The sequence below is a fragment of the Streptomyces sp. NPDC026522 genome (assembly GCF_055567555.1).
Map to the genome: position 1 here is coordinate 148,536 of NZ_JBVHQF010000011.1, position 20,116 is coordinate 168,651.

20 protein-coding genes are annotated in these 20,116 nt (G+C 71.6%); 2 read left to right on the forward strand and 18 right to left on the reverse strand.

Annotated features, from left to right (window positions below):
• Window positions 1-24 precede the first annotated feature (24 nt).
• The 18 genes from ACZ4M3_RS26810 to ACZ4M3_RS26895 all read right to left on the reverse strand — a co-directional run bounded on the left by ACZ4M3_RS26810 (window position 25) and on the right by ACZ4M3_RS26895 (window position 17,687).
• A complete protein-coding gene (locus ACZ4M3_RS26810; protein WP_467736772.1) occupies window positions 25-1,131 on the reverse strand; it encodes an aminopeptidase P family protein in 1,107 nt (368 codons plus the stop codon).
• Window positions 1,132-1,191: 60 nt separating this feature from the next.
• Entirely contained in the window at window positions 1,192-1,980 is a 789-nt protein-coding gene (locus ACZ4M3_RS26815) for an AAA family ATPase (RefSeq protein WP_467736774.1), read from the reverse strand.
• A gap of 113 nt (window positions 1,981-2,093) precedes the next feature.
• Complete coding sequence (gene aroQ, locus ACZ4M3_RS26820; protein WP_467736776.1) at window positions 2,094-2,534, reverse strand: type II 3-dehydroquinate dehydratase; 441 nt, start codon at window positions 2,532-2,534, stop codon at window positions 2,094-2,096.
• Window positions 2,531-3,622 (reverse strand): 3-dehydroquinate synthase, encoded by a 1,092-nt coding sequence (gene aroB / locus ACZ4M3_RS26825; protein ID WP_467736778.1) that lies wholly within the window; start codon window positions 3,620-3,622, stop codon window positions 2,531-2,533. Before aroB ends, aroQ begins: the two co-directional genes overlap by 4 nt.
• Window positions 3,619-4,137: a shikimate kinase gene (locus ACZ4M3_RS26830; RefSeq protein ID WP_467736780.1), complete on the reverse strand. Its 519-nt coding sequence runs from the start codon at window positions 4,135-4,137 to the stop codon at window positions 3,619-3,621. The genes aroB and ACZ4M3_RS26830 overlap by 4 nt, the downstream gene beginning before the upstream one ends.
• Window positions 4,134-5,318 carry a chorismate synthase gene (aroC, locus tag ACZ4M3_RS26835; protein ID WP_467736782.1) on the reverse strand — a complete coding sequence of 395 codons (1,185 nt, stop codon included), beginning with the start codon at window positions 5,316-5,318 and terminating at the stop codon, window positions 4,134-4,136. The genes ACZ4M3_RS26830 and aroC overlap by 4 nt, the downstream gene beginning before the upstream one ends.
• 114 nt (window positions 5,319-5,432) lie before the next feature.
• Window positions 5,433-5,624 (reverse strand): hypothetical protein, encoded by a 192-nt coding sequence (locus ACZ4M3_RS26840; RefSeq protein ID WP_467736784.1) that lies wholly within the window; start codon window positions 5,622-5,624, stop codon window positions 5,433-5,435.
• 38 nt (window positions 5,625-5,662) lie between these two features.
• A complete protein-coding gene (locus ACZ4M3_RS26845) occupies window positions 5,663-6,487 on the reverse strand; it encodes a shikimate dehydrogenase (protein ID WP_467736786.1) in 825 nt (274 codons plus the stop codon).
• Between the two features lie 6 nt (window positions 6,488-6,493).
• Window positions 6,494-8,191, reverse strand: a complete 1,698-nt coding sequence (mltG, locus tag ACZ4M3_RS26850; RefSeq protein ID WP_467736788.1) for an endolytic transglycosylase MltG — start codon at window positions 8,189-8,191, stop codon at window positions 6,494-6,496.
• Window positions 8,192-8,317: 126 nt separating this feature from the next.
• On the reverse strand, window positions 8,318-8,788 hold the full coding sequence (ruvX, locus tag ACZ4M3_RS26855) for a Holliday junction resolvase RuvX (protein ID WP_453409325.1): 471 nt from the start codon (window positions 8,786-8,788) through the stop codon (window positions 8,318-8,320).
• Window positions 8,789-8,790: 2 nt separating this feature from the next.
• Window positions 8,791-11,460: an alanine--tRNA ligase gene (alaS, locus tag ACZ4M3_RS26860; RefSeq protein ID WP_467736790.1), complete on the reverse strand. Its 2,670-nt coding sequence runs from the start codon at window positions 11,458-11,460 to the stop codon at window positions 8,791-8,793.
• Complete coding sequence (locus ACZ4M3_RS26865) at window positions 11,460-11,822, reverse strand: DUF6167 family protein (protein WP_467736792.1); 363 nt, start codon at window positions 11,820-11,822, stop codon at window positions 11,460-11,462. The genes alaS and ACZ4M3_RS26865 overlap by 1 nt, the downstream gene beginning before the upstream one ends.
• 8 nt (window positions 11,823-11,830) lie before the next feature.
• Window positions 11,831-12,259: a DUF948 domain-containing protein gene (locus tag ACZ4M3_RS26870; protein WP_467736794.1), complete on the reverse strand. Its 429-nt coding sequence runs from the start codon at window positions 12,257-12,259 to the stop codon at window positions 11,831-11,833.
• 181 nt (window positions 12,260-12,440) lie between these two features.
• Window positions 12,441-13,052 carry a 30S ribosomal protein S4 gene (gene rpsD / locus ACZ4M3_RS26875; RefSeq protein WP_030026606.1) on the reverse strand — a complete coding sequence of 204 codons (612 nt, stop codon included), beginning with the start codon at window positions 13,050-13,052 and terminating at the stop codon, window positions 12,441-12,443.
• Between the two features lie 480 nt (window positions 13,053-13,532).
• Window positions 13,533-14,888: a replication-associated recombination protein A gene (locus tag ACZ4M3_RS26880; RefSeq protein ID WP_467736796.1), complete on the reverse strand. Its 1,356-nt coding sequence runs from the start codon at window positions 14,886-14,888 to the stop codon at window positions 13,533-13,535.
• Between the two features lie 40 nt (window positions 14,889-14,928).
• Window positions 14,929-15,540: a vitamin K epoxide reductase family protein gene (locus ACZ4M3_RS26885; protein ID WP_467736798.1), complete on the reverse strand. Its 612-nt coding sequence runs from the start codon at window positions 15,538-15,540 to the stop codon at window positions 14,929-14,931.
• A gap of 166 nt (window positions 15,541-15,706) precedes the next feature.
• Window positions 15,707-16,966: a histidine--tRNA ligase gene (hisS, locus tag ACZ4M3_RS26890; RefSeq protein WP_467736800.1), complete on the reverse strand. Its 1,260-nt coding sequence runs from the start codon at window positions 16,964-16,966 to the stop codon at window positions 15,707-15,709.
• Window positions 16,967-16,976: 10 nt separating this feature from the next.
• Window positions 16,977-17,687 (reverse strand): MBL fold metallo-hydrolase, encoded by a 711-nt coding sequence (locus ACZ4M3_RS26895; RefSeq protein ID WP_467736802.1) that lies wholly within the window; start codon window positions 17,685-17,687, stop codon window positions 16,977-16,979.
• A 163-nt stretch (window positions 17,688-17,850) separates the two neighbouring features.
• On the opposite strand from ACZ4M3_RS26895, the gene ACZ4M3_RS26900 reads away from it, so the two are divergent.
• A complete protein-coding gene (locus tag ACZ4M3_RS26900; RefSeq protein WP_467736804.1) occupies window positions 17,851-18,630 on the forward strand; it encodes a peptidylprolyl isomerase in 780 nt (259 codons plus the stop codon).
• A 196-nt stretch (window positions 18,631-18,826) separates the two neighbouring features.
• Entirely contained in the window at window positions 18,827-20,056 is a 1,230-nt protein-coding gene (locus ACZ4M3_RS26905; protein WP_467736806.1) for a DUF349 domain-containing protein, read from the forward strand.
• The last annotated feature ends 60 nt before the right edge of the window (window positions 20,057-20,116 follow it).

Here is a 20,116-nt window from a genome sequence, read left to right on the forward strand (position 1 = left end):
GCGCGCACAGCCCGGCCGAGCGGGCTAGAGCGCGAGCAGCTCCTTGGTCGTAATGGTGAGTAGCTCTGGACCGCCGTCCGCCTCGGGGCGTACGACGAGCGTGTCATCGATCCGGACACCTCCCCGGCCCGGGAGGTGAACCCCCGGTTCGACGGTGACCGGCACGCAAGCGTCCAGTTTACCCATGGCCGTAGGTGCAAGCTGCGGGTCCTCGTCGATTTCGAGGCCGACGCCGTGTCCGGTGGACGCTGCCAGCGCCTCGCCGTGCCCCGCCGAGTCGATGACGGAGCGCGCCGCGTGGTCGACGTCGCGGTAGGCGGCGCCCGGCAGGAGCGCCTCCCGGCCGGCCCGCTGGGCGGCGAACACGAGGTCGTACAGCTCGATCTGCCACCCGGCCGGGGTGGTGCCGATCACGAACGTACGGCCGATCTCGCAGCGGTAGCCCCGGTAGTTCGCGCCGAGGCAAACGGACAGGAAATCACCCTCCTCGACCCGGCGGTCGGAGGGCCGGTGCCGGGAGCGCCCGGAGTGCGGGCCGGTGCCGACGGAGGTGGGGAAGGCGGGGCCGTCCGCCCCGTGGTCGACCAGCCGGCGTTCCAGCTCCAGCGCGAGGTGCCGCTCCGTGCGGCCGACCAGGATCGACTCCAGGAGCTCGCCGAGGGCCTGGTCGGCGATCTCGGCGGCGATGCGCAGGCAGGCGATCTCCTCCTCGTCCTTGACGAGGCGCTGCTGCTCCACGGACGGCCCGAGGTCCGCCAGGCGCAGCTTCGGCGCGACGGAGTGCAGCGCCCGGTGCCGGGCGACGGTGATGTGGTGCTCCTCGACCGCGAGGGAGTCGGCCTGTGCGGAGGCGGCCAGATCGGCCGCGGCCACGGCGGGGTCCCCGCCCGGGACGCCCAGCACCGTGACCCGCAGGTGTTCGTCCAGGCGGCCCTCGTCGTTCTCCCCGGTCGGCGGCCCGGCGCAGAACAGCATGTCATCGGCCGTACCGACCAGCAGGACGGCCCCCGGCGGGGCGGCGCCGGTGAGGTAGCGGACGTTCGCCGGACGCGTGATCAGCGCGGCGGCATTGCCCGCGGCGGCGCAGCGGTCGCGAAGCAGGGCCCGACGGGCCGCGTACACGTCTGACATGTATTCGAGCGTACGAGCGGACCGCCGATCCGGCCTGACGAGCGCAGCCGTCCGGGGCCGTCAGTGGGCGGGCGGCCCGATGACCCGGGCCAGCGTCTCGTCCAGTGCGCGGGCCGTCCCCTCCACGTCGAGCTGGGAGTTGTCGATGATCGGCAGACCGGATCCGTACCAGCCGGCCATCCGCCCGTGGATCCGGGCGACCTCCTCGTCGGAGAGCCGGCGGTTCCCGGACCGGGCCGCGTTGCGCTCCAGGACGACTTCCAGGCCGGGCAGGAGGACGACCGGCAGCAGGGCGGGCCCCACGTGCCGCTTCCAGCCGCCCAGCCCCACCACGGGCCGGTCCGGGAAGACGGCGTCGTCCAGGATGCAGGAGATGCCGTTCGCCAGGAAGTTACGGGCGGCGAAGCCGCAGGTGCGGCGCGCGAGGCGGTACTGGGCCTCGGAGTGGTCGTTCCAGCCCGCCTGGGGGTCGGCGAAGCCCGAGCAGACCCATTCGCGGACGTCGTCCAGGCTGACGTGCGCGGTCGGCACCGGCCGGGTGGCGGCCCAGTGCCGGGCCACGGTCGTCTTGCCCGCGCCCGCCGGGCCGATCAGCAGTACCGCGAGGGTGGCCGCGCCGGTGCCGGGGGCGACCGCCGGCGGCAGCGGGATGTGCCCGGTGGCGTCCGGCGACGGCGGCTGCGCGGGCGGCAGCGGAACGTATCCGCTCTCCGGCGCCGGGGGCCGGGCGGACGGCGTGGGCTGCCCGGACCCGGGCCAGCCCGGCGCCGGGGGTATCGGCGGCTGCGGGGGTGCCTGCGGGTGCTGTCCCGACTGCCCCCAGCCGCCGCCCCCCACTTCTTGCTGCATCCGCTGCCACTCCGTCTCGTTCCGGCCCGACTGATGCGAGAACGTTATCTGACTGCGGACCGGACCCGGCCCACCCCGCGGCGGGACGCGCGCCGGGGTGGGCCGGGACCGGCTCAGGCGTCGACCTCGTCCGCCAGCGCCCGCAGCGCCAGCCGGTACGAGCCGATGCCGAAGCCCGCCACCGTACCCGTGGCCACCGAGGCGATGACCGACGTGTGCCGGAACTCCTCGCGGGCGTACGGGTTGGAGATGTGCACCTCGATCAGCGGAGCGGTGCGCTGCGCGGCGGCGTCGCGCATGGCGTACGAGTAGTGCGTGAAGGCGCCCGGGTTGATCACGACCGGGATCTTGCCGTCGGCCGCCTCGTGCAGCCAGCGGACCAGCTCGCCCTCGTCGTTGGTCTCGCGGACCTCGACCTCGAAGCCGAGCTCCGCGCCCACCGCCCGGCAGCTCTCCACCAGCCCGGCGTACGAGGTGGCCCCGTACACGTCGGGCTCGCGCGATCCGAGCCGGCCCAGGTTCGGGCCGTTCAGCACCAGGACGGGCCGGCTCACGCGGCGACCTCGCCGAAGGCGGCGAACAGCACCGCCGGGTCCGGGCCCTCCAGGACCGTCGGCTTGGCCAGCCCGTCGAGCACGATGAAGCGCAGCAGGTCGCCGCGGGACTTCTTGTCGAGCTTCATGGTCTCCAGCAGCTTGGGCCACTGGTCGCCCCGGTAGGTCAGCGGCAGCCCGACGGAGGCGAGCACCGCCTTGTGCCGGTCCGCGGTCGCGTCGTCCAGCCGGCCCGCGAGCCGGCCGAGTTCGGCGGCGAAGACCATGCCGACGGAGACGGCCGCGCCGTGGCGCCACTTGTAGCGCTCGTTCTTCTCGATGGCGTGCGCGAGCGTGTGGCCGTAGTTGAGGATCTCCCGCAGCCCGGCTTCCTTGAGGTCGCTGGAGACCACGTCCGCCTTGACCCGGATCGACCGTACGATGAGCTCGGCGGTGTGCGGTCCGGTCGGCGTACGGGCCGCCCCGGGGTCCGCCTCGATCAGGTCGAGGATCACCGGGTCCGAGATGAACCCGGCCTTGATGATCTCGGCGAGGCCGCTGACGTAGTCGTGGACCGGCAGCGACTCCAGGGCCGCGAGGTCGCAGAGCACCCCGGCCGGCGGGTGGAAGGCGCCGACGAGGTTCTTGCCCTCGGCGGTGTTGATGCCGGTCTTGCCGCCGACGGCCGCGTCCACCATGGCCAGCACGGTGGTGGGGACCGCGATCCAGCGCACGCCGCGCAGCCAGCTCGCCGCGACGAAGCCCGCGAGGTCGGTGGTGGCGCCGCCGCCCACGCCCACGATCACGTCGGTGCGGGTGAACCCGGACTGGCCGAGCGCCTTCCAGCAGTACGCCGCGACCTCGACGGTCTTGGCCTCCTCGGCGTTCGGCACCTGGATGGCGACGGCCTCGTAGCCCTGCGCCGCCAGGTCGTCCCGCAGCGCCTCACCCGTCGAGGCCAGCGCCTCGGGGTGGATCACGGCCACGCGCTGGGCCTTCGTACCGATCAGCGCGCCGAGCTCACCGAGCAGCTGCCGGCCGACCAGCACGTCGTACGCGTCGTGTCCGGCGCTGGCGCCGACGTTGATCCGCGTCACCTGGTCTGTCATACGTCCTTCAACTCCAGAGCGTCGAGGACCGCCTGGGCGACCTCTTCGGGGGTGCGGTCGTCAGTGGTCACCACGACGCGCGCGACTTCGGTGTACAGGTGGCGCCGGGCGTCCATCAGCTCGCGCCACTGGCGGCGCGGGTTGACGGCGAGCAGCGGGCGCGCGGCGCCGAGGCCGACGCGCCGTACCGCTTCCTCGACGTCCATCGACAGGTAGGCGACGGGCAGGCCCGCGAGCAGCTCGCGGGTGCCCTGGTCGAGGACCGCGCCGCCGCCGAGCGCGAGGACTCCGGTGTGCTCGGCGACGGCGGCCGCGACCGCCCGCCGCTCCAGCTCACGGAAGTACGGCTCGCCCTCGTCCACGAAGAGGTCCGCGATCTCGCGGCCCTCGGCGGCGACGATATCGGCGTCGGTGTCCCGGTAGGGGACGCCGAGCCGCTCGGCGAGGAGTCCGCCCACCGTGGACTTGCCGGATCCCATCGGTCCGACGAGGACGATCAGGGGGCCGCCGGTCACCGGATCTGCAGGTTGTCGAGGTACGAGCGGACGTTGCGGCGGGTCTCGGGGACGGAGTCGCCGCCGAACTTCTCCACGACGGCGTCGGCCAGGACGAGCGCCACCATGGCCTCGGCGACGATGCCCGCGGCCGGGACGGCACAGACGTCGGAGCGCTGGTGGTGGGCGACGGTCGCCTCGCCGGTGGCGACGTCGACGGTGGCGAGCGCGCGCGGCACCGTCGCGATGGGCTTCATCGCGGCGCGCACGCGCAGCAGCTCGCCGGTGGTCAGACCGCCCTCGGTGCCGCCGGAGCGGCCGGTGGTGCGCTTGAGGCCCTCGGGGGTGCTGACGATCTCGTCGTGGGCCTGGGAGCCGGGCACCCGGGCCAGCTCGAAGCCGTCGCCGACCTCGACGCCCTTGATGGCCTGGATGCCCATGAGCGCCGCCGCGAGGCGCGCGTCGAGCCGGCGGTCCCAGTGCACGTGCGAGCCGAGGCCGACGGGGACGCCGTAGGCGAGCACCTCCACGACGCCGCCGAGGGTGTCGCCGTCCTTGTGGGCCTGGTCGATCTCGGCCACCATCGCCTTCGAGGCGTCGGCGTCGAGGCAGCGCACCGGGTCGGCGTCGAGCTTCTCGACGTCGGCGGGGGTCGGGTAGACGCCGTACGGGGCCTTGGCGGCGGCGAGTTCGACCACGTGCGAGACGATCTCGATGCCGGCGGTCTCCTTGATGAAGGACCGGGCGATCGCGCCGAGGGCCACGCGGGCGGCCGTCTCCCGGGCGCTGGCGCGCTCCAGGATCGGGCGGGCCTCGTCGAAGCCGTACTTCTGCATGCCGGCGAGGTCGGCGTGGCCGGGACGGGGGCGGGTCAGCGCCGCGTTACGGCCGGTGTCCTTGAGGAGGGCGGGGTCCACGGGGTCGGCCGACATGACCGTCTCCCACTTGGGCCACTCGGTGTTGCCCACCATGACCGCGATGGGGGACCCGAGGGAGAGCCCGTGCCGGACGCCGCCGAGGAAGGTGACCTCGTCCTGCTCGAACTTCATCCGGGCACCGCGGCCATAGCCGAGCCGGCGCCTGGCCAGGTGGTCGGCCACCAGCTCGGTGGTGACCGGGACGCCGGCGGGAAGGCCCTCCAGCGTCGCCACCAGGGCCGGTCCGTGCGACTCTCCTGCGGTCAGCCAACGCAACCTGCTCAACGATGCTCCTCATGCTCGCGCCTGGTACAGCCACGGCGCGACCCGGGTGCGCGGCCCGGACCCGCCGTACCCGATCCTCCCACGTCCGCACCGGTACACCGCGCTCCGGTCCAGCTATCGGACGGCCGTCCCACGCCGGCGCCACCACTGGAAACCCTCCCAGAGGGCCGCGGCGGCCAGGAGCGCGCCGATGGTGCACTTCGCCCAGGCCGGAAGCGTGCCGAGCAGCACCCGGACCAACACCACGACGCCGTACGCCGCATCCCACTTGGATGCCAGCGCCTGACCGGTCCCGATCGCGTCCACCCGAACCCCCCTCGCCCCGGACACCGCCGGTGGCAACCCTAGCGGGCGGCGAGGGCCCGCTCTCCGGCGGCCCGCATGGCGGCGAGCGGGCCGGGCGTGCGGCCGGTCATCTGCTCGACCTGGAGCACGGCCTGGTGGACGAGCAGGTCGAGCCCGCCGACCAGGGCGCCGCCCCGGTCGGACCACGCGGCGGCCAGCACGGTCGGCCAGGGGTCGTACAGGACGTCGAACAGGGTTCCGGGGGCGGTGGGCACGGCGGGGGCCAGCTCGTCCGTGGCGCCGGCCGGGGTGGTGGCGATGACCAGCGGCGCGGCCAGCGCTTCGGCCGCCCGCGACCAGTCGGCCGTGCGGACGTCGACGCCGAGCCGCTCGCCCCACTGCCGCATCTCGTCGGCCCGGGCGCGGGAGCGGACGTACGCGGTGACCTCGCCGGTACAGATCCGCGCGAGGGCGGCCAGCGCCGAGGAGGCGGTGGCGCCGGCGCCGAGGATCGCGGCGGCCGGGACCTTCTCGACGCCGCGCTCGTGCAGCGCGGCCACGATGCCGGGGATGTCGGTGTTGTCGCCGAGGCGGCGGCCGTCCTCGGTGAGGACGACGGTGTTGACGGCCTCGACGGAGGCCGCGGTGTCACTGACGCCGTCGAGCAGCGGGATGACGGCCCGCTTGAGCGGCATGGTCAGCGACAGCCCGGCCCACTCCGGCCCGAGGCCGGCCAGGAACCCGGGGAGCGCGGCCTCGTCGATCTCGAACCGGTCGTAGGACCAGTCGGCGAGGCCGAGCTCCCGGTACGCGGCGCGGTGCAGCACCGGGGAGAGGGAGTGCTCGATGGGCGAACCCAGCACCGCGGCCCGTATGCGTGACATGTACTGCTATCCGCCGTTCTTCTGCTTCTGCCGGTCGTTGAACTCCGCGACCAGTTTCTCGTGCTCGGCAAACGTCTTGGTGAAGGTCGTCTTCTGGCCGTCGACCGACACGAAGAACATCCAACCGCCCCGATCAGGGTTGAGCGACGCGTTCAGGGCGTCGGAGCCGGGGTTGCCGATGGGACCCGGCGGCAGACCCTTGTAGAAGTAGGTGTTGTAGGGGTGGTCGAGCGTCTTGGTCTCGGCGCGGGAGACGTTGATGTTGCTCGTGCCCTTGAGGTAGTTGATCGTCGAGTCGAATTCGAGCTTCTGGTTGGTGACGTCGTTGGTCTTCTTCAGGCGGTTGTAGATGACGTCCGACATCTTCCTGAAGTCGTCGTGGTTCATGCCTTCGGCGTTGACCAGGCTGGCAACGGTGACGACCTGGAGGGGATTCTCCAACCCGAGGTCCTTGGCCTTGGCTTCGAGGCCGAGTGCCGCGTACTTGTCGCTCGCGTTCTTGACCATCTGCTTGAGCAGGACCTCGGGGGACATGTTCTTGGTCAGGTCGTAGCGCGTCGGGTACAGGAACCCTTCGAGCGGGTCCATGATCTTCGGGTTGCTGGCGGCCCAGGCCGGCAGGCCCAGGTTCTTGGCCTCGCGCTTGGCGATGTCCTGCGTGGTGCCCGGCGGCTTGTCGAGCTTGCTGTCGATCATCGCGTAGACGTCGACGTTCCGCTTGCCCTCGGGGACGATGATCACGTTCAGCTTCGAGGGGTCCGTCATCAGCGCGACCGCGGCCGCGGCGGACATCTTCTTCTTCAGCGGGTAGGTACCCGGCTGGATGCCCTTGCCCTTGGGCGTGTTCGCGGCGCTCACGAACGCCTTGGCGCTCGCGACGACACCGGCCTTCTCCAGGATGCTGCCCATCTGGCCGAGGGTGGCGCCCTTGGGGATCTCGACGTCGACCGTCTCTTCGAGGCCCGAGCCCGCGTAGTCCTCGCCGGGGCCGTACCGCTCCTTGATGAAGGTGTAGCCGTAGTAGCCGCCACCGCCGAGCACCGCCGTGACCACCACGGCCGCGATCAGGCAGGACATCCCGCGGCGTTTGGGTTCGGCCTTCTTCGAGCGGCCCGAGCGGCGGCCTCTGCCGCCGGGGCGGCCGTCGTCGTCGCTCGCCGGGAGCTCGGGCTCCTCTTCGGGGTCCTCGGTCAGGACGTCGCCGTCCCGGCTCCCCGGCTCCGGCTCCAGGTGGCGCCGGCTCGGGGGTACCGGCGGCGGGAAGGCCTCCGGGGTGCCGTACAGGTCGGGGGCCTCGCCGGGGAAGCCGCCGCCGGTCTGCTGGGCGTACGGGTCCGCACCCGCGTACGGGTCCACCGGCGCGGGCGCGCCCGCGTACTGGCCCTGGCCGGTGTCCCAGGGCTGGCCCCCGTACGCCGGCTGCGGCTGCGGCTGGTCGTTCGGCTGGTACTGCTGGTGCGGGAGGTAGCCCTCCTGCTGGTGCTGCTGTTGCTGCTGGAACTGGTCCGGGCGCTGCTGGTACTGCTGCGGGTCCGGGAACTGCGGGTCCTGGAGCTGGGGCGCCTGCGCGTACTGCTGCTGCGGGCCACCGGCGTAAGGCATCTGACCCTGCTGGGCCGGATGCCCGTTCCACCCCTGGTCCCCGTACAGGGGGTCCTCGGGGTGCCACGGTTCGGGGGCGCGGCCCCGGCCATACTCAGTCATCGGTCCCCTAGAGCCGCGAGACGGAGGCAGCGGCTTCGTTGCCGCGGCACCCGGTTCCGCCTCTGAAGTGGTGGGCGACGGCTGTTCGAATGCCGCCACATCGCGCGGAACGTTACCGTATCGCGATCAGACAACCACTTCGACGCACTCACCGGGCGGATTACCTGATACCCGTTCGGTCTCAAGAGCGTTCTGCAGGATCACCACGGCGGCCGCCTGGTCGATGACCGCGCGGCCCTTCTTGGCGTTCTTTCCGGAGGCCCGCAGCCCCTGGGCCGCGGTGACCGTCGTCATCCGCTCGTCCACCAGACGGACCGTCACCGGCTTGATGCCCTTGGCGAGTTCGCCCGCGAAGGCGCGCACCTTGGCCGCGGCCGGCCCCTCCCGCCCGCTGAGCGAGCGGGGCAGGCCGACCACGACTTCGAGCGGCTCGTACTCCTGCACGAGCTGCCGCAGCCGCCGGTGGGCGAACGGGACGTCCCGGCCCGGCACGGTTTCCACCGGTGTGGCCAGTACCCCGTCGGGGTCGCAGGAAGCGACCCCGATCCGGGCGTCCCCGACGTCGATGGCCAGTCGGCGGCCGCGGCGCAGTGTCATCGTCAGGCCGTCTCGGCGACGAGGCGCTCGACCGCGGCGATGGCCTCCGGCACGGCGGCCGGGTTCTGGCCGCCGCCCTGGGCCACGTCGGGCTTGCCGCCACCGCCGCCGCCGAGGGTCTTGGCAGCGGCGCGGACCAGGTCACCGGCCTTGAGACCGCGCTCGCGGGCGGCCTCGTTGGTGGCGATGACCGTCAGCGGCCGGTCGTTCGCCACGGTGAACAGGGCCACGACGGCCGGCCGGCCGCCCTGGATGCGACCGCGCACGTCGAGCACCAGCTTGCGCAGGTCGTCGGCGCCGGTGCCGTCCGGCACCTGGCCGACCACGAGGGCCACGCCGCGGATGTCCTGGGCGTTCTCGGCGAGCCCGGCGGCGGCCTGGAGCACCTTCTCCGCGCGGAACTTCTCGATCTCCTTCTCGGCGTCCTTCAGCTTGCCGAGCATGGAGGCGATCTTCTCCGGCAGCTCCTCGGGACGGCCCTTGACCAGCTCCTGGAGCTGGGCGACGACCGTGTGCTCCTTGGCGAGGAAGTTGTACGCGTCCACGCCCACCAGGGCCTCGACGCGGCGCACCCCGGAACCGATGGAGGACTCGCCGAGCAGCTTGACCAGGCCGAGCTGGCTGGTGTTGCCGACGTGCGTGCCGCCGCACAGCTCCTTGGAGAAGTCGCCGATCGTCACGACGCGCACGCGCTCGCCGTACTTCTCGCCGAACTCGGCGATCGCGCCCTGCTTCTTCGCCTCGTCGATGCTCATGATCTCGGCGGTGACGTCGAGCTCCCGGGAGAGCACGTCGTTGATCTTCTGCTCGACGTCGGTGAGGACGGTGCCGGGGACGGCGTTCGGCGAGCCGAAGTCGAAGCGGAACCGGCCGGGCGAGTTCTCGGAACCGGCCTGGGCGGCCGTCGGGCCGAGGGCGTCGCGCAGCGCCTGGTGGGTCAGGTGCGTGGCGGAGTGGGCGCGGGCGATGGCCCGGCGGCGCCGGACGTCGATGGCGGCGTAGGCGGAGGCGCCCACCGTCACCTCGCCCACCTGCACCGAACCCTTGTGCACGGAGACACCGGGGACGGGCTGCTGGACGTCGCGGACCTCGATGACGGCGCCGGAGTCGAGCTTGATCCTGCCCTGGTCGGCGAGCTGGCCGCCGCCCTCGGCGTAGAAGGGGGTGCGGTCGAGGACGACCTCGACCTCGTCGCCCTCGGAGGCGGCGGGCGCGGAGACGCCGTTGACCAGCAGGCCGACGATGGTGGACTCGCCCTGCGTGGTGGCGTAGCCGGTGAACTCGGTGGCGCCGGCGCTGTCGGCGATCTCCCGGTACGAGGACACGTCGGCGTGACCGGTCTTCTTGGCCTTGGCGTCCGCCTTGGCGCGGTCGCGCTGCTCCTGCATCAGGCGGCGGAACCCGGCCTCGTCCACGGCGAGGCCCTGCTCGGAGGCCATCTCCAGGGTGAGGTCGATCGGGAAGCCCCAGGTGTCGTGGAGCAGGAACGCCTTGTCGCCGGAGAGGACGGTGCCGCCGGCGGCCTTGGTCTCGGTCACGGCGGTGTCGAGGATGTTCGTGCCGCCCTTGAGCGCCTTGAGGAAGGCCGCCTCTTCGGCGAGGGCGACGGTCTCGATGCGCTTGCGGTCGGTGACGAGCTCCGGGTACTGCTGCCCCATCGTGTTGATCACGACGTCCACGAGGTCGTGGACGACCGGACCCGTGGCACCCATGAGGCGCATGTTGCGGATGGCGCGGCGCATGATGCGGCGCAGCACGTAGCCGCGGCCCTCGTTGCCCGGGGTGACGCCGTCACCGATGAGCATCACGGAGGTGCGGATGTGGTCGGCGACCACGCGCATCGAGACGTCGGTGTCGTGCGCGGCGCCGTACCGGACGCCGGTCAGCTCGGTGGCCTTGTCCATGACCACGCGCAGGGTGTCGGTCTCGTACATGTTCTGCACACCCTGCAGGATCATGGCGAGACGTTCGAGGCCGAGGCCGGTGTCGATGTTCTTCGACGGCAGGTCGCCGAGGATCGGGAAGTCCTCCTTCCCGTCGCCGGCGCCGCGCTCGTACTGCATGAAGACCAGGTTCCAGATCTCCACGTACCGCTCGTCGTTGACGGCGGGACCGCCCTCGACACCGAACTCGGGGCCGCGGTCGTAGTTGATCTCGGAGCAGGGGCCGCAGGGTCCGGGGACGCCCATGGACCAGAAGTTGTCCTTCTTGCCCAGGCGCTGGATCCGCTCGGCGGGAACGCCGATCTTCTCGCGCCAGATCGTCTCGGCCTCGTCGTCGTCGAGGTAGACGGTGATCCAGAGCTTCTCGGGCTCGAGGCCGTAGCCGCCGTCCGCCACGGAGCTGGTGAGCAGCTCCCAGGCGTACTTGATGGCGCCTTCCTTGAAGTAGTCGCCGAAGGAGAAGTTGCCACACATCTGGAAGAACGTGCCGTGGCGGGTGGTCTTGCCGACCTCCTCGATGTCCGGCGTACGGACGCACTTCTGCACGCTGGTGGCCCGGGGGGCCGGGGGCTTGGTCTCGCCGAGGAAGTACGGCTTGAAGGGGACCATGCCCGCGTTGACCAGCAGCAGAGTCGGGTCGTCCGCGATGAGCGACGCCGAAGGGACAACGGTGTGACCGCGCTCCTCGAAGAAGCTCAGCCAGCGGCGGCGGATTTCAGCCGACTCCATCAGTGGTCCTCATTCCGGTTGTACGAGAGTTTCGGGCGGTGGGTGGTCTGGTCGTGCGGGTCCAGCGCGATGGCCCGCATCCGGCGCGGCCCCGGCAGGGCGGTGACGTTGCCGGTCAGGGCCGCCTCGTCGGGGTCCTGGTGCAGTCCCAGTGCGTCGTTCAGCTCATCTTCGCGCTGCGTCATTCCCGCCTTGACGTCCAGGGCGAAGTCCTTGAGGCGGTGGCCCGCCTCGACGGCCTTGTCGGCGGCCTGCGCGGCGAGGCTCTCCGGGGTCAGCTTCTTGAGCTGCCGGTTGACCTTGGTGGTGGCCCACACGCCGGCGGCTGCGCCGGCGGTGAACCAGAAGGCTCGGCGGAACATCGGAGGTCTCAGCCCTTCTGCTTCCGGCGCCGGGCGGCCGGCACCGTACGGCCGACGATCACAGTGCGTCGGGGGGTCTTGGTGGGCTCGGCGTCGGTCTTGCCCAGGGCCTTGCGCACGCCGTAGCCGAAGGCCGCGACCTTGACCAGCGGGCCGCCGAAGGTGGAGGCCACGGTCGAGGACAGGGCGGAGGCGTTGGACGTGACCTCCTGGACGTCGCTCGCGATCGCGTCGACCCGGTCGAGCTGGGTGCGGGCGGAGCGCACGGTGGTGGAGGCGTCGGCCAGCAGCGGGACGGCCTGTTCGGTCACGTCCGCGACGAGCTTGGTGGCCGCCTTGAGCACCTGGGCCAGTCTCACCAACGCCACGGCGAGGAAGGAGACGAGAATGGCCCAGAAGACGGCCACGAGGATCCCGGCCACCTCTCCACCGGACACGTTTGCACCGCTCTCTGCACGTTGATCACTGCGTATGAAAAGTCTTCTCCGACCCTATCGCGCCGGAGATCCCCGGCCGTACCGGAATACCGGCCCGGCCCGGGAAAGCAGGAAGCCCGCCGGCTCCCCCGAGGGGGAACCGGCGGGCTGACCAGCCTGTGAGACTACGGCCGCCGGAAGATCAGCGGGCGTAGTACTCGACGACGAGCTGCTCGTCGCAGATGACCGGGATTTCCTTGCGGTTCGGGTCGCGGTCCAGGCGGAAGGCCAGGGCCTTCAGGTTGACCTGCAGGTAACGGGGGGTCTCGCCCTCGCCTGCGTAGCCACCCTCACGGGCAACCTGGAACGGAACCTTCTCGCGGCTGCGCTCGCGCACCGTGATCACGTCGTCCGGGCGGACGCGGAACGACGGCTTGTCGACCTTGGCACCGTTGACCTCGATGTGGCCGTGAACGACCATCTGACGGGCCTGGTAGATGGTGCGGGCGATGCCCGAACGCAGGACCAGGGCGTCGAGGCGACGCTCGAGCTCGACGACCAGCGCCTCGCCCGTCTTGCCTTCGGCCTTCTTGGCGCGGTCGTAGGCGCGAGCCATCTGGCGCTCAGAGATGTCGTACTGGGCGCGCAGACGCTGCTTCTCGAGCAGACGAACCTTGTAGTCCGAGTTCTGCTTGCGGCCACGGCCGTGCTCGCCCGGCGGGTAGGGGCGGGCCTCGAAGTACTTGACGGCCTTCGGGGTCAGCGCAATGCCGAGGGCACGCGACTTCTTGACCTTGGGTCGCTTCTGGTTCACGTGGAACCTACCTCCATGTAGTCAGGTGAGGCTTACCTTGACGAGGAAGACGTAATGTCTCGACCACATGGGATCCCCCTGCCCAGTGCGCACCGAAGTTCGGGTTCCAACGAAACGGAATCCGCTTTCGACGACGTTAAGCAAGGTCAGCCGCGTCCCAGGGAAGGCGTTCGGCAGCTCACCGGAGCCGAACGCGTACGAACCCTCGTAGAGTCCAACGCCTCAGTATCCCCCACGTCGCCGGATGCTCCTGACAGGCAGGAGCCGACGCAGCGCGGGACAGGAGAGCCGGCCGCTTCGGCCGTCACCCCGGACGGGGGCGCGATCCTCCTTGTTCCCAAGGACTCCGCGGCTGCCGGGGCAGCCGCACACGCCCAGGATCCCGGCTCCACCACAGTGATCGAGATCACGGATGCGGCGCCGGTTTCCGTGGACCATCGTATCCGAGGCCGCGGTGGGCGGAGATCCACCCTGCGGGGGTCAGCCGCGCTCGCCGCGCAGGCGTTCGCGGACCTTCTCCACCACGTCCGCGTACCGTGCCTCCGCGCCGTAGCGCGTCGGCTCGTAGTACCGCTTGCCCTGGACCTCGTCCGGCGCGTACTGCTGGGCGGCGATCGCGCCCGGCACGTCGTGCGGGTAGACGTACCCCACCGCGTGGCCGAGCTTGGCCGCGCCCTTGTAGTGCCCGTCCCGCAGGTGCGCGGGGACCGCGCCGGCCAGGCCCGCCCGCACGTCGGCCAGGGCCGCGCCGATCGCCGTCGTCGCGGTGTTCGACTTGGGGGCCAGCGCCAGGGCGATCGTCGCGTGGGACAGGGTCAGCGCCGCCTCCGGGAAGCCGATCATGGCCACCGCCTGCGCCGCCGCGACCGCGAGCGGCAGGGCCGTCGGGTCCGCCAGCCCGATGTCCTCGCTCGCGGAGATCATCAGGCGCCGCGCGATGAACCGGGGGTCCTCGCCCGCCTCGATCATCCGGGCCAGGTAGTGCAGCGCCGCGTCCACGTCCGAGCCCCGGATCGACTTGATCAGCGCACTCGCCACGTCGTAGTGCTGGTCGCCGTCCCGGTCGTACTTGACGGCGGCGCGGTCGACCGCCTCCTCCACCGTCTGGAGGGTGATCTCCGGCTCGCCCTTGGCGATCGCCGAGCCGGCCCCGGCCTCCAGCGCCGTCAGCGCCCGGCGGGCGTCTCCCCCGGCGATGCGCAGCAGGTGCGCCTCGGCGTCGGCCGGCAGGGTCACGGCGCCGCCCAGTCCCCGCTCCTCGGTGAGCGCGCGTCGCAGCAGCGCCCGCAGGTCGTCGTCCGTCAGCGGCTCCAGCGTCAGCAGCAGGGAGCGCGAGAGCAGCGGCGAGATGATCGAGAAGTACGGGTTCTCGGTGGTCGCGGCGATGAGGGTCACCCAGCGGTTCTCGACGGCGGGCAGCAGCGAGTCCTGCTGCGCCTTGCTGAACCGGTGGATCTCGTCGAGGAAGAGGACGGTTTCCTTGCCGTACCCGCCGGCGGCGCGGCGGGCGCCCTCGATGACGGCGCGTACCTCTTTGACGCCCGCGGTGATCGCCGACAGTTCGACGAACCGCTTCTGCGTGGCCTGGCTGACCACGTAGGCGAGCGTGGTCTTCCCGGTGCCGGGAGGGCCCCACAGGATCACCGACGAGGCGCCGGCCGGTCCCCCGGCGCCTTCCCCGACCAGCCGCCGCAGCGGCGCGCCGGGTTTGAGCAGGTGCTGCTGGCCCACGACCTCGTCCAGGGTGCGCGGGCGCATGCGGACGGCGAGCGGAGAGCTGGACGGGTCCTTCTCCTGGCGGTCCTCGGCGGCGGCGGTGAAGAGATCTGGTTCCACACCGGAAGCCTATGCGAGGCCACTGACAGCCACGGGGTCGTCAGGAGGTCCAGAAGTCCCACCAGCGGGTGAGGATCAGCATCCCGATGATCCCCACGTGCAGCACGGGCAGCACCCAGGGGAACTCGTCGAGGAAGCCCCGCAGCCAGCCGGGGGCCGGCAGCATCCGGGTGCGCACGTTGTGGGCGGTCACGTACCAGAACATGAAGATCGTGGCAACCCAGGCCAGGCAGCACCACAGGCACAGCGAGTTGATGTTGTACAGCGACTGGTACATCAGCCAGGTGCAGAAGCCGACGCCGAACAGCATGCCCGCGTTGAGGGTGAGCCAGTACCAGCGGCCGAAGCGCGCCCCGGCCAGCAGGCCCATGCCGACGCAGATCACGATCCCGTAGGCCACGAGCCCCAGCATCGGGTTCGGGAAGCCGAACACGGCGGCCTGCTCGCTCTTCATGATGTTGCCGCAGGAGACGATCGGGTTCAGGCTGCAGCCCGGCGTGAAGTTCGGGTCCTCCAGCAGCTTGAACTTGTCGATGGTGATCACCCAGGCGGCCAGCAGCCCCGCCGCGCCGGTGATCACCAGGAGCAGTGCCAGGGCCCGGCTGCCGCCGGAGGTCCGGGCGGTGCCCACGTCAGCGCCTGTAGTCGTCATCCCGCCCGCTCCACATCTGCAAGGTCATCAAGCACCGGCCATTGTGCCGTACGGGGGCCGTCCGGGGCCGTTCGTTGTGGATAAGGACGGACTTCCGCGGCCGCCGACGACAGAGGGGGCGGGCCGGGGCACACTCCCCCGGCCCGCCCCCTCTGGGCGGCGGCCGTCAGGCCAGCTTCGCCCGCAGCACCTCGACCACCTGGGCCACGGCCACCGGGCTCTGATCCCCGGACTCCATGTCCTTGAGCTGCACCACGCCCTCGGCCAGGTCCCGGTCGCCCGCGACGATCGCGAAGCGCGCACCCGAGCGGTTCGCGTCCTTCATGGCGCCCTTGAGGCCCTTGCCGCCGTACGAGATGTCGGCGGCGACTCCCGCCCGGCGCAGCTCGGTGACCAGCCCGAAGAGCACCGGCTTCGCCTCGCCCAGCGCCACCGCGAACACCGACGTGGCCGCCGGGATGTCCAGCTCGACGCCCTCGGCCTCCAGGGCCAGCACCGTGCGGTCCACGCCGAGCGCCCAGCCCACGGACGGCAGCGCCGGTCCGCCGATCATCTCGGACAGGCCGTCGTAGCGGCCGCCGCCGCCCACCGCGGACTGCGATCCCAGACCGTCGTGGACGAACTCGAAGGTGGTCCGGGTGTAGTAGTCCAGCCCGCGCACCAGCTTCTCGTCGTCCTCGAACGCGACGCCGGCCGCCGTGACCAGCGCCCGCACCTCCTCGTGGTACGCCTTGCAGGCGTCGCACAGGTAGTCGCGCAGCATCGGGGCGCCGGTGAGCTGCTTCTGCACCTCGGGCCGCTTGTCGTCGAGGACGCGCAGCGGGTTGATCTCGGCCCGGCGCACGGTGTCCTCGTCCAGGTCCAGCCCGCGCAGGAAGGACTGGAGCGCCTCCCGGTACACCGGGCGGCACTCCTTGTCGCCCAGCGAGTTCAGCAGGATCCGGAAGTTGCGCAGCCCGAGGGTGCGGTACGCCTGGTCGGCGAGGATGATCAGCTCGGCGTCCAGCGCCGGGTCCTCGGCGCCGATGGCCTCGGCGCCGACCTGCGAGAAGTGGCGGTAGCGGCCGGCCTGCGCCCGCTCGTAGCGGTAGTACGAACCGGAGTACCACAGCTTGACGGGCAGCCCGCCGAGCTTGTGCAGGTTGCCCTGGAGCGCCGCCCGCAGGACGGACGCGGTGCCCTCGGGCCGCAGGGCCAGCTCGTCGCCGCCCTTGGTGGTGAGGGTGTACATCTCCTTGCTGACGATGTCGGTGGACTCGCCGACGCCGCGGGAGAACAGCTTGACGTCCTCGAAACCGGGGGTTTCCACGTACCCGTAGCCCGAGTTCCGCAGCGGTGCGGAAATCGCCTCGCGCACCGCGAGGAACGTCGCGGAACGGGGCGGCAGCAGGTCGTAGGTGCCCTTGGGGGCCTTGAAGGTGCTCACGGAAGTCTTGTCACATTCCTCGTCGTGGGGCGGCGGTGCCGTCCCCCAGGCCGGCGGCGACGTCCCGCAGGTACGGGTTGGCCGCGCGCTCGCGCCCGATGGTGGTCTGGGGACCGTGGCCGGACAGCACCACCGTCGAGTCGTCCAGCGGCAGGCACACGCGGGCCAGCGACCGGAGTATCTCGGCGTGGGAGCCGCCGGGCAGGTCGGTGCGTCCGATGGAGCCGGCGAAGAGCAGGTCGCCCGAGAAGAACACCGACGGGATGTCGGCCGCCTCGGGCATCCGGAAGGTCACCGACCCCTTGGTATGCCCGGGCGCGTGGGCCACCGCGAAGTCCATCCCGGCCAGCTTGAGGTCCGCTCCGTCGGTCAGCTCGCGGACGTCGTCCGGTTCGCCGATGGTCAGCTCGCCCATGAGCGGCATTCCGATGGAGCGGCCGAGGGCCTTCTCCGGGTCGCTCATCATGTAGCGGTCCTCGGGGTGGATCCAGGCCGGTACGTCGTGTGCTCCGCACACCGGGACCACCGAGGCCACATGATCGATGTGGCCATGGGTGAGGACGACCGCGACGGGCTTGAGCCGGTGCTTCTTCAACGTCTCCTCGACGCCCTGGGCGGCCTGGTGGCCCGGGTCGATGATGACGCACTCCTCACCGGCGGCGGGGGCGACCACATAGCAGTTGGTCCCCCAGGCCCCTGCGGGGAACCCGGCAATCAGCACGTTCGTCCTCAATCGTCGTCCGGCGGGAGCTCGGGCGGCGCGCACGGAGCGCGATGCCGCTGCTCAGAGCCTACCGGCGCGGCTCATGACACAGCGAACCCATATACGGTACGGCCTATCCCAGCCCGGACAGCGGTACCAGAGACGTACAAGGAGACGACCGGTGGTCAGCAGCGATCAGCGTCGGCGACAGCTCGCCAGGGAGAAGTACGAGCGCCAGCAGAAGCGGCGGGCCGAGGCCCGGCGCAAGGCGCGCCGCCGCGCGGCGGTGGCCGGCGCGGCCGTGGCCGTGGTGGTCGCGGCGCTGGTCGGCCTGGTGGCGGGCGGTGTCTTCGACTCCAAGGACAAGAAGACCGAGGCTGCGGACACGCCCTCGCCCTCCGCGTCCCCGACCCCCAAGCAGTCGCCCCCGGCGATGGCGATCGACGAGAAGGCGAAGTACACCTTCGACCTCAAGACGAGCGCGGGCGACGTCAAGTTCGAGATGGACGCGGCGAAGACGCCGCAGACGGTCAACTCGTTCAAGTCGCTCGCCGACAAGGGCTTCTTCGACAACACCAAGTGCCACCGCCTGGTCACCAGCGGCATCTTCGTGCTCCAGTGCGGCGACCCCCAGGGCACCGGCATGGGCGGCCCCGGCTACACCATCCCGGACGAGAACCTCGACGCCCTGGGCAAGCCGAACGAGCAGGGCCAGGTGATCTACCCGGCGGGCACGGTGGCCATGGCGAACACCGGCCAGCCCGGGACCGGCGGCAGCCAGTTCTTCCTCGTGTACAAGGACAGCCCGCTCGCCCCCTCGTACACCCCGTTCGGCAAGATCGACGCGGCCGGCCTCAAGGTCGTGGAGGACGTCGCGAAGGCGGGTACGGCCGACGGGGCCCAGGACGGCGCTCCCAAGAACCCCGTGACCATCGAGAAGGGCACCGTCACCAAGAACTGACCGGGACCGGCGGCGCGGCGGCCGGACGCGGCCGGCCTCCCGCCCGTACGTCGATATTGCGTCGTGCGGGATGCGGACAGCCGGCCCGGCGGTCGCCTATGTTGGCGTTGTGCAGGGCGGGCGCGGCCCGCCCCAGGAAACTGTGGACGATGCCCGGGGGCGAACCCCTCGCGAGGCATCAGGTGGAGGAGGCGCTGTGAGCAGCGACCCGTGGGGCCGAGTCGACGAGACCGGCACCGTGTACGTGCGTACTGCCGAGGGCGAGCAGGTCGTCGGCTCTTGGCAGGCGGGCACCCCTGAGGAGGCCCTGGCCTACTTCGAGCGCAAGTACGAGGGCCTGGTGGTCGAGATCGGCCTCCTCGAACGGCGGGTGCGGACCACCGATCTGTCCGCCAAGGACGCCCAGACGGCGATCGACCACCTGCGCACGCAGCTGGACGAGCACCACGTCGTGGGCGACCTCGACGCGCTGCGCGTCCGGCTGGACAAGCTGGTCGCGACGGTGGAGTCGCGGCGCGAAGAGCGCAAGGTCCAGAAGGCCAAGCAGGCGGACGAGGCCCGTGCGGCCAAGGACGCGCTGGTCACCGAGGCCGAGCAGCTGGCGCAGAGCGACCAGTGGCGCAGCGCGGGCGAGCGGCTGCGTGCCCTGGTGGACATCTGGAAGGGCCTGCCCCGGCTGGACCGCAAGTCCGACGACGAGCTGTGGCACCGCTTCTCGCACGCCCGCTCGGCGTTCTCCAAGCGCCGCAAGGCGCACTTCGCCTCGCTGGACGCGCAGCGCGAGGAAGCCCGCAAGGCCAAGGAGAAGCTGGTCGCGGAGGCCGAGTCGCTGTCGAAGTCGACGGACTGGGGGCCGACGGCGGCCCGCTACCGCGAGCTGATGGAGAGCTGGAAGGCCGCGGGCCGCGCGCAGCGGGAGGCGGAGGACGACCTGTGGAACCGGTTCCGCGGTGCGCAGGACGTGTTCTTCGCGGCCCGCAGCGAGGTCTTCGCGGAGCGCGACGCCGAGCAGGTGGAGAACCTCAAGCTGAAGGAGGAGCTGGCCGAGGAGGCCGAGAAGCTCGTCCCGGTGACGGACCTGAAGGCGGCCCGGGCCGCGTTCCGCTCCCTCAACGAGCGCTGGGAGGGCATCGGCCACGTGCCGCGTGACGCGCGGCCCAAGGTCGAGGGCCGGATGCACGCCGTGGAGCGGGCCATCCAGGAGGCCGAGGAAGGCGAGTGGCGTCGTACGAACCCGGAGGCGCGGGCGCGTGCGGCCGGCCTGACGGGTCAGCTTCAGGCGGCGGTCGACAAGCTGCGCCAGCAGATCGACGCGGCCCGCGCCGCGGGCAACAACACGAAGGCCGACAAGCTGGCCCGTGAGCTGGAGGGCCGCCAGGCCCTGCTGGACCAGGCGCTCAAGGGCCTGGAGGAGTTCGGCGGCTGACGGACGACGCCCTGCCGCACGGTGGGCGCCACCCCGAGGGGGTGGCGCCCACCGGCGTGT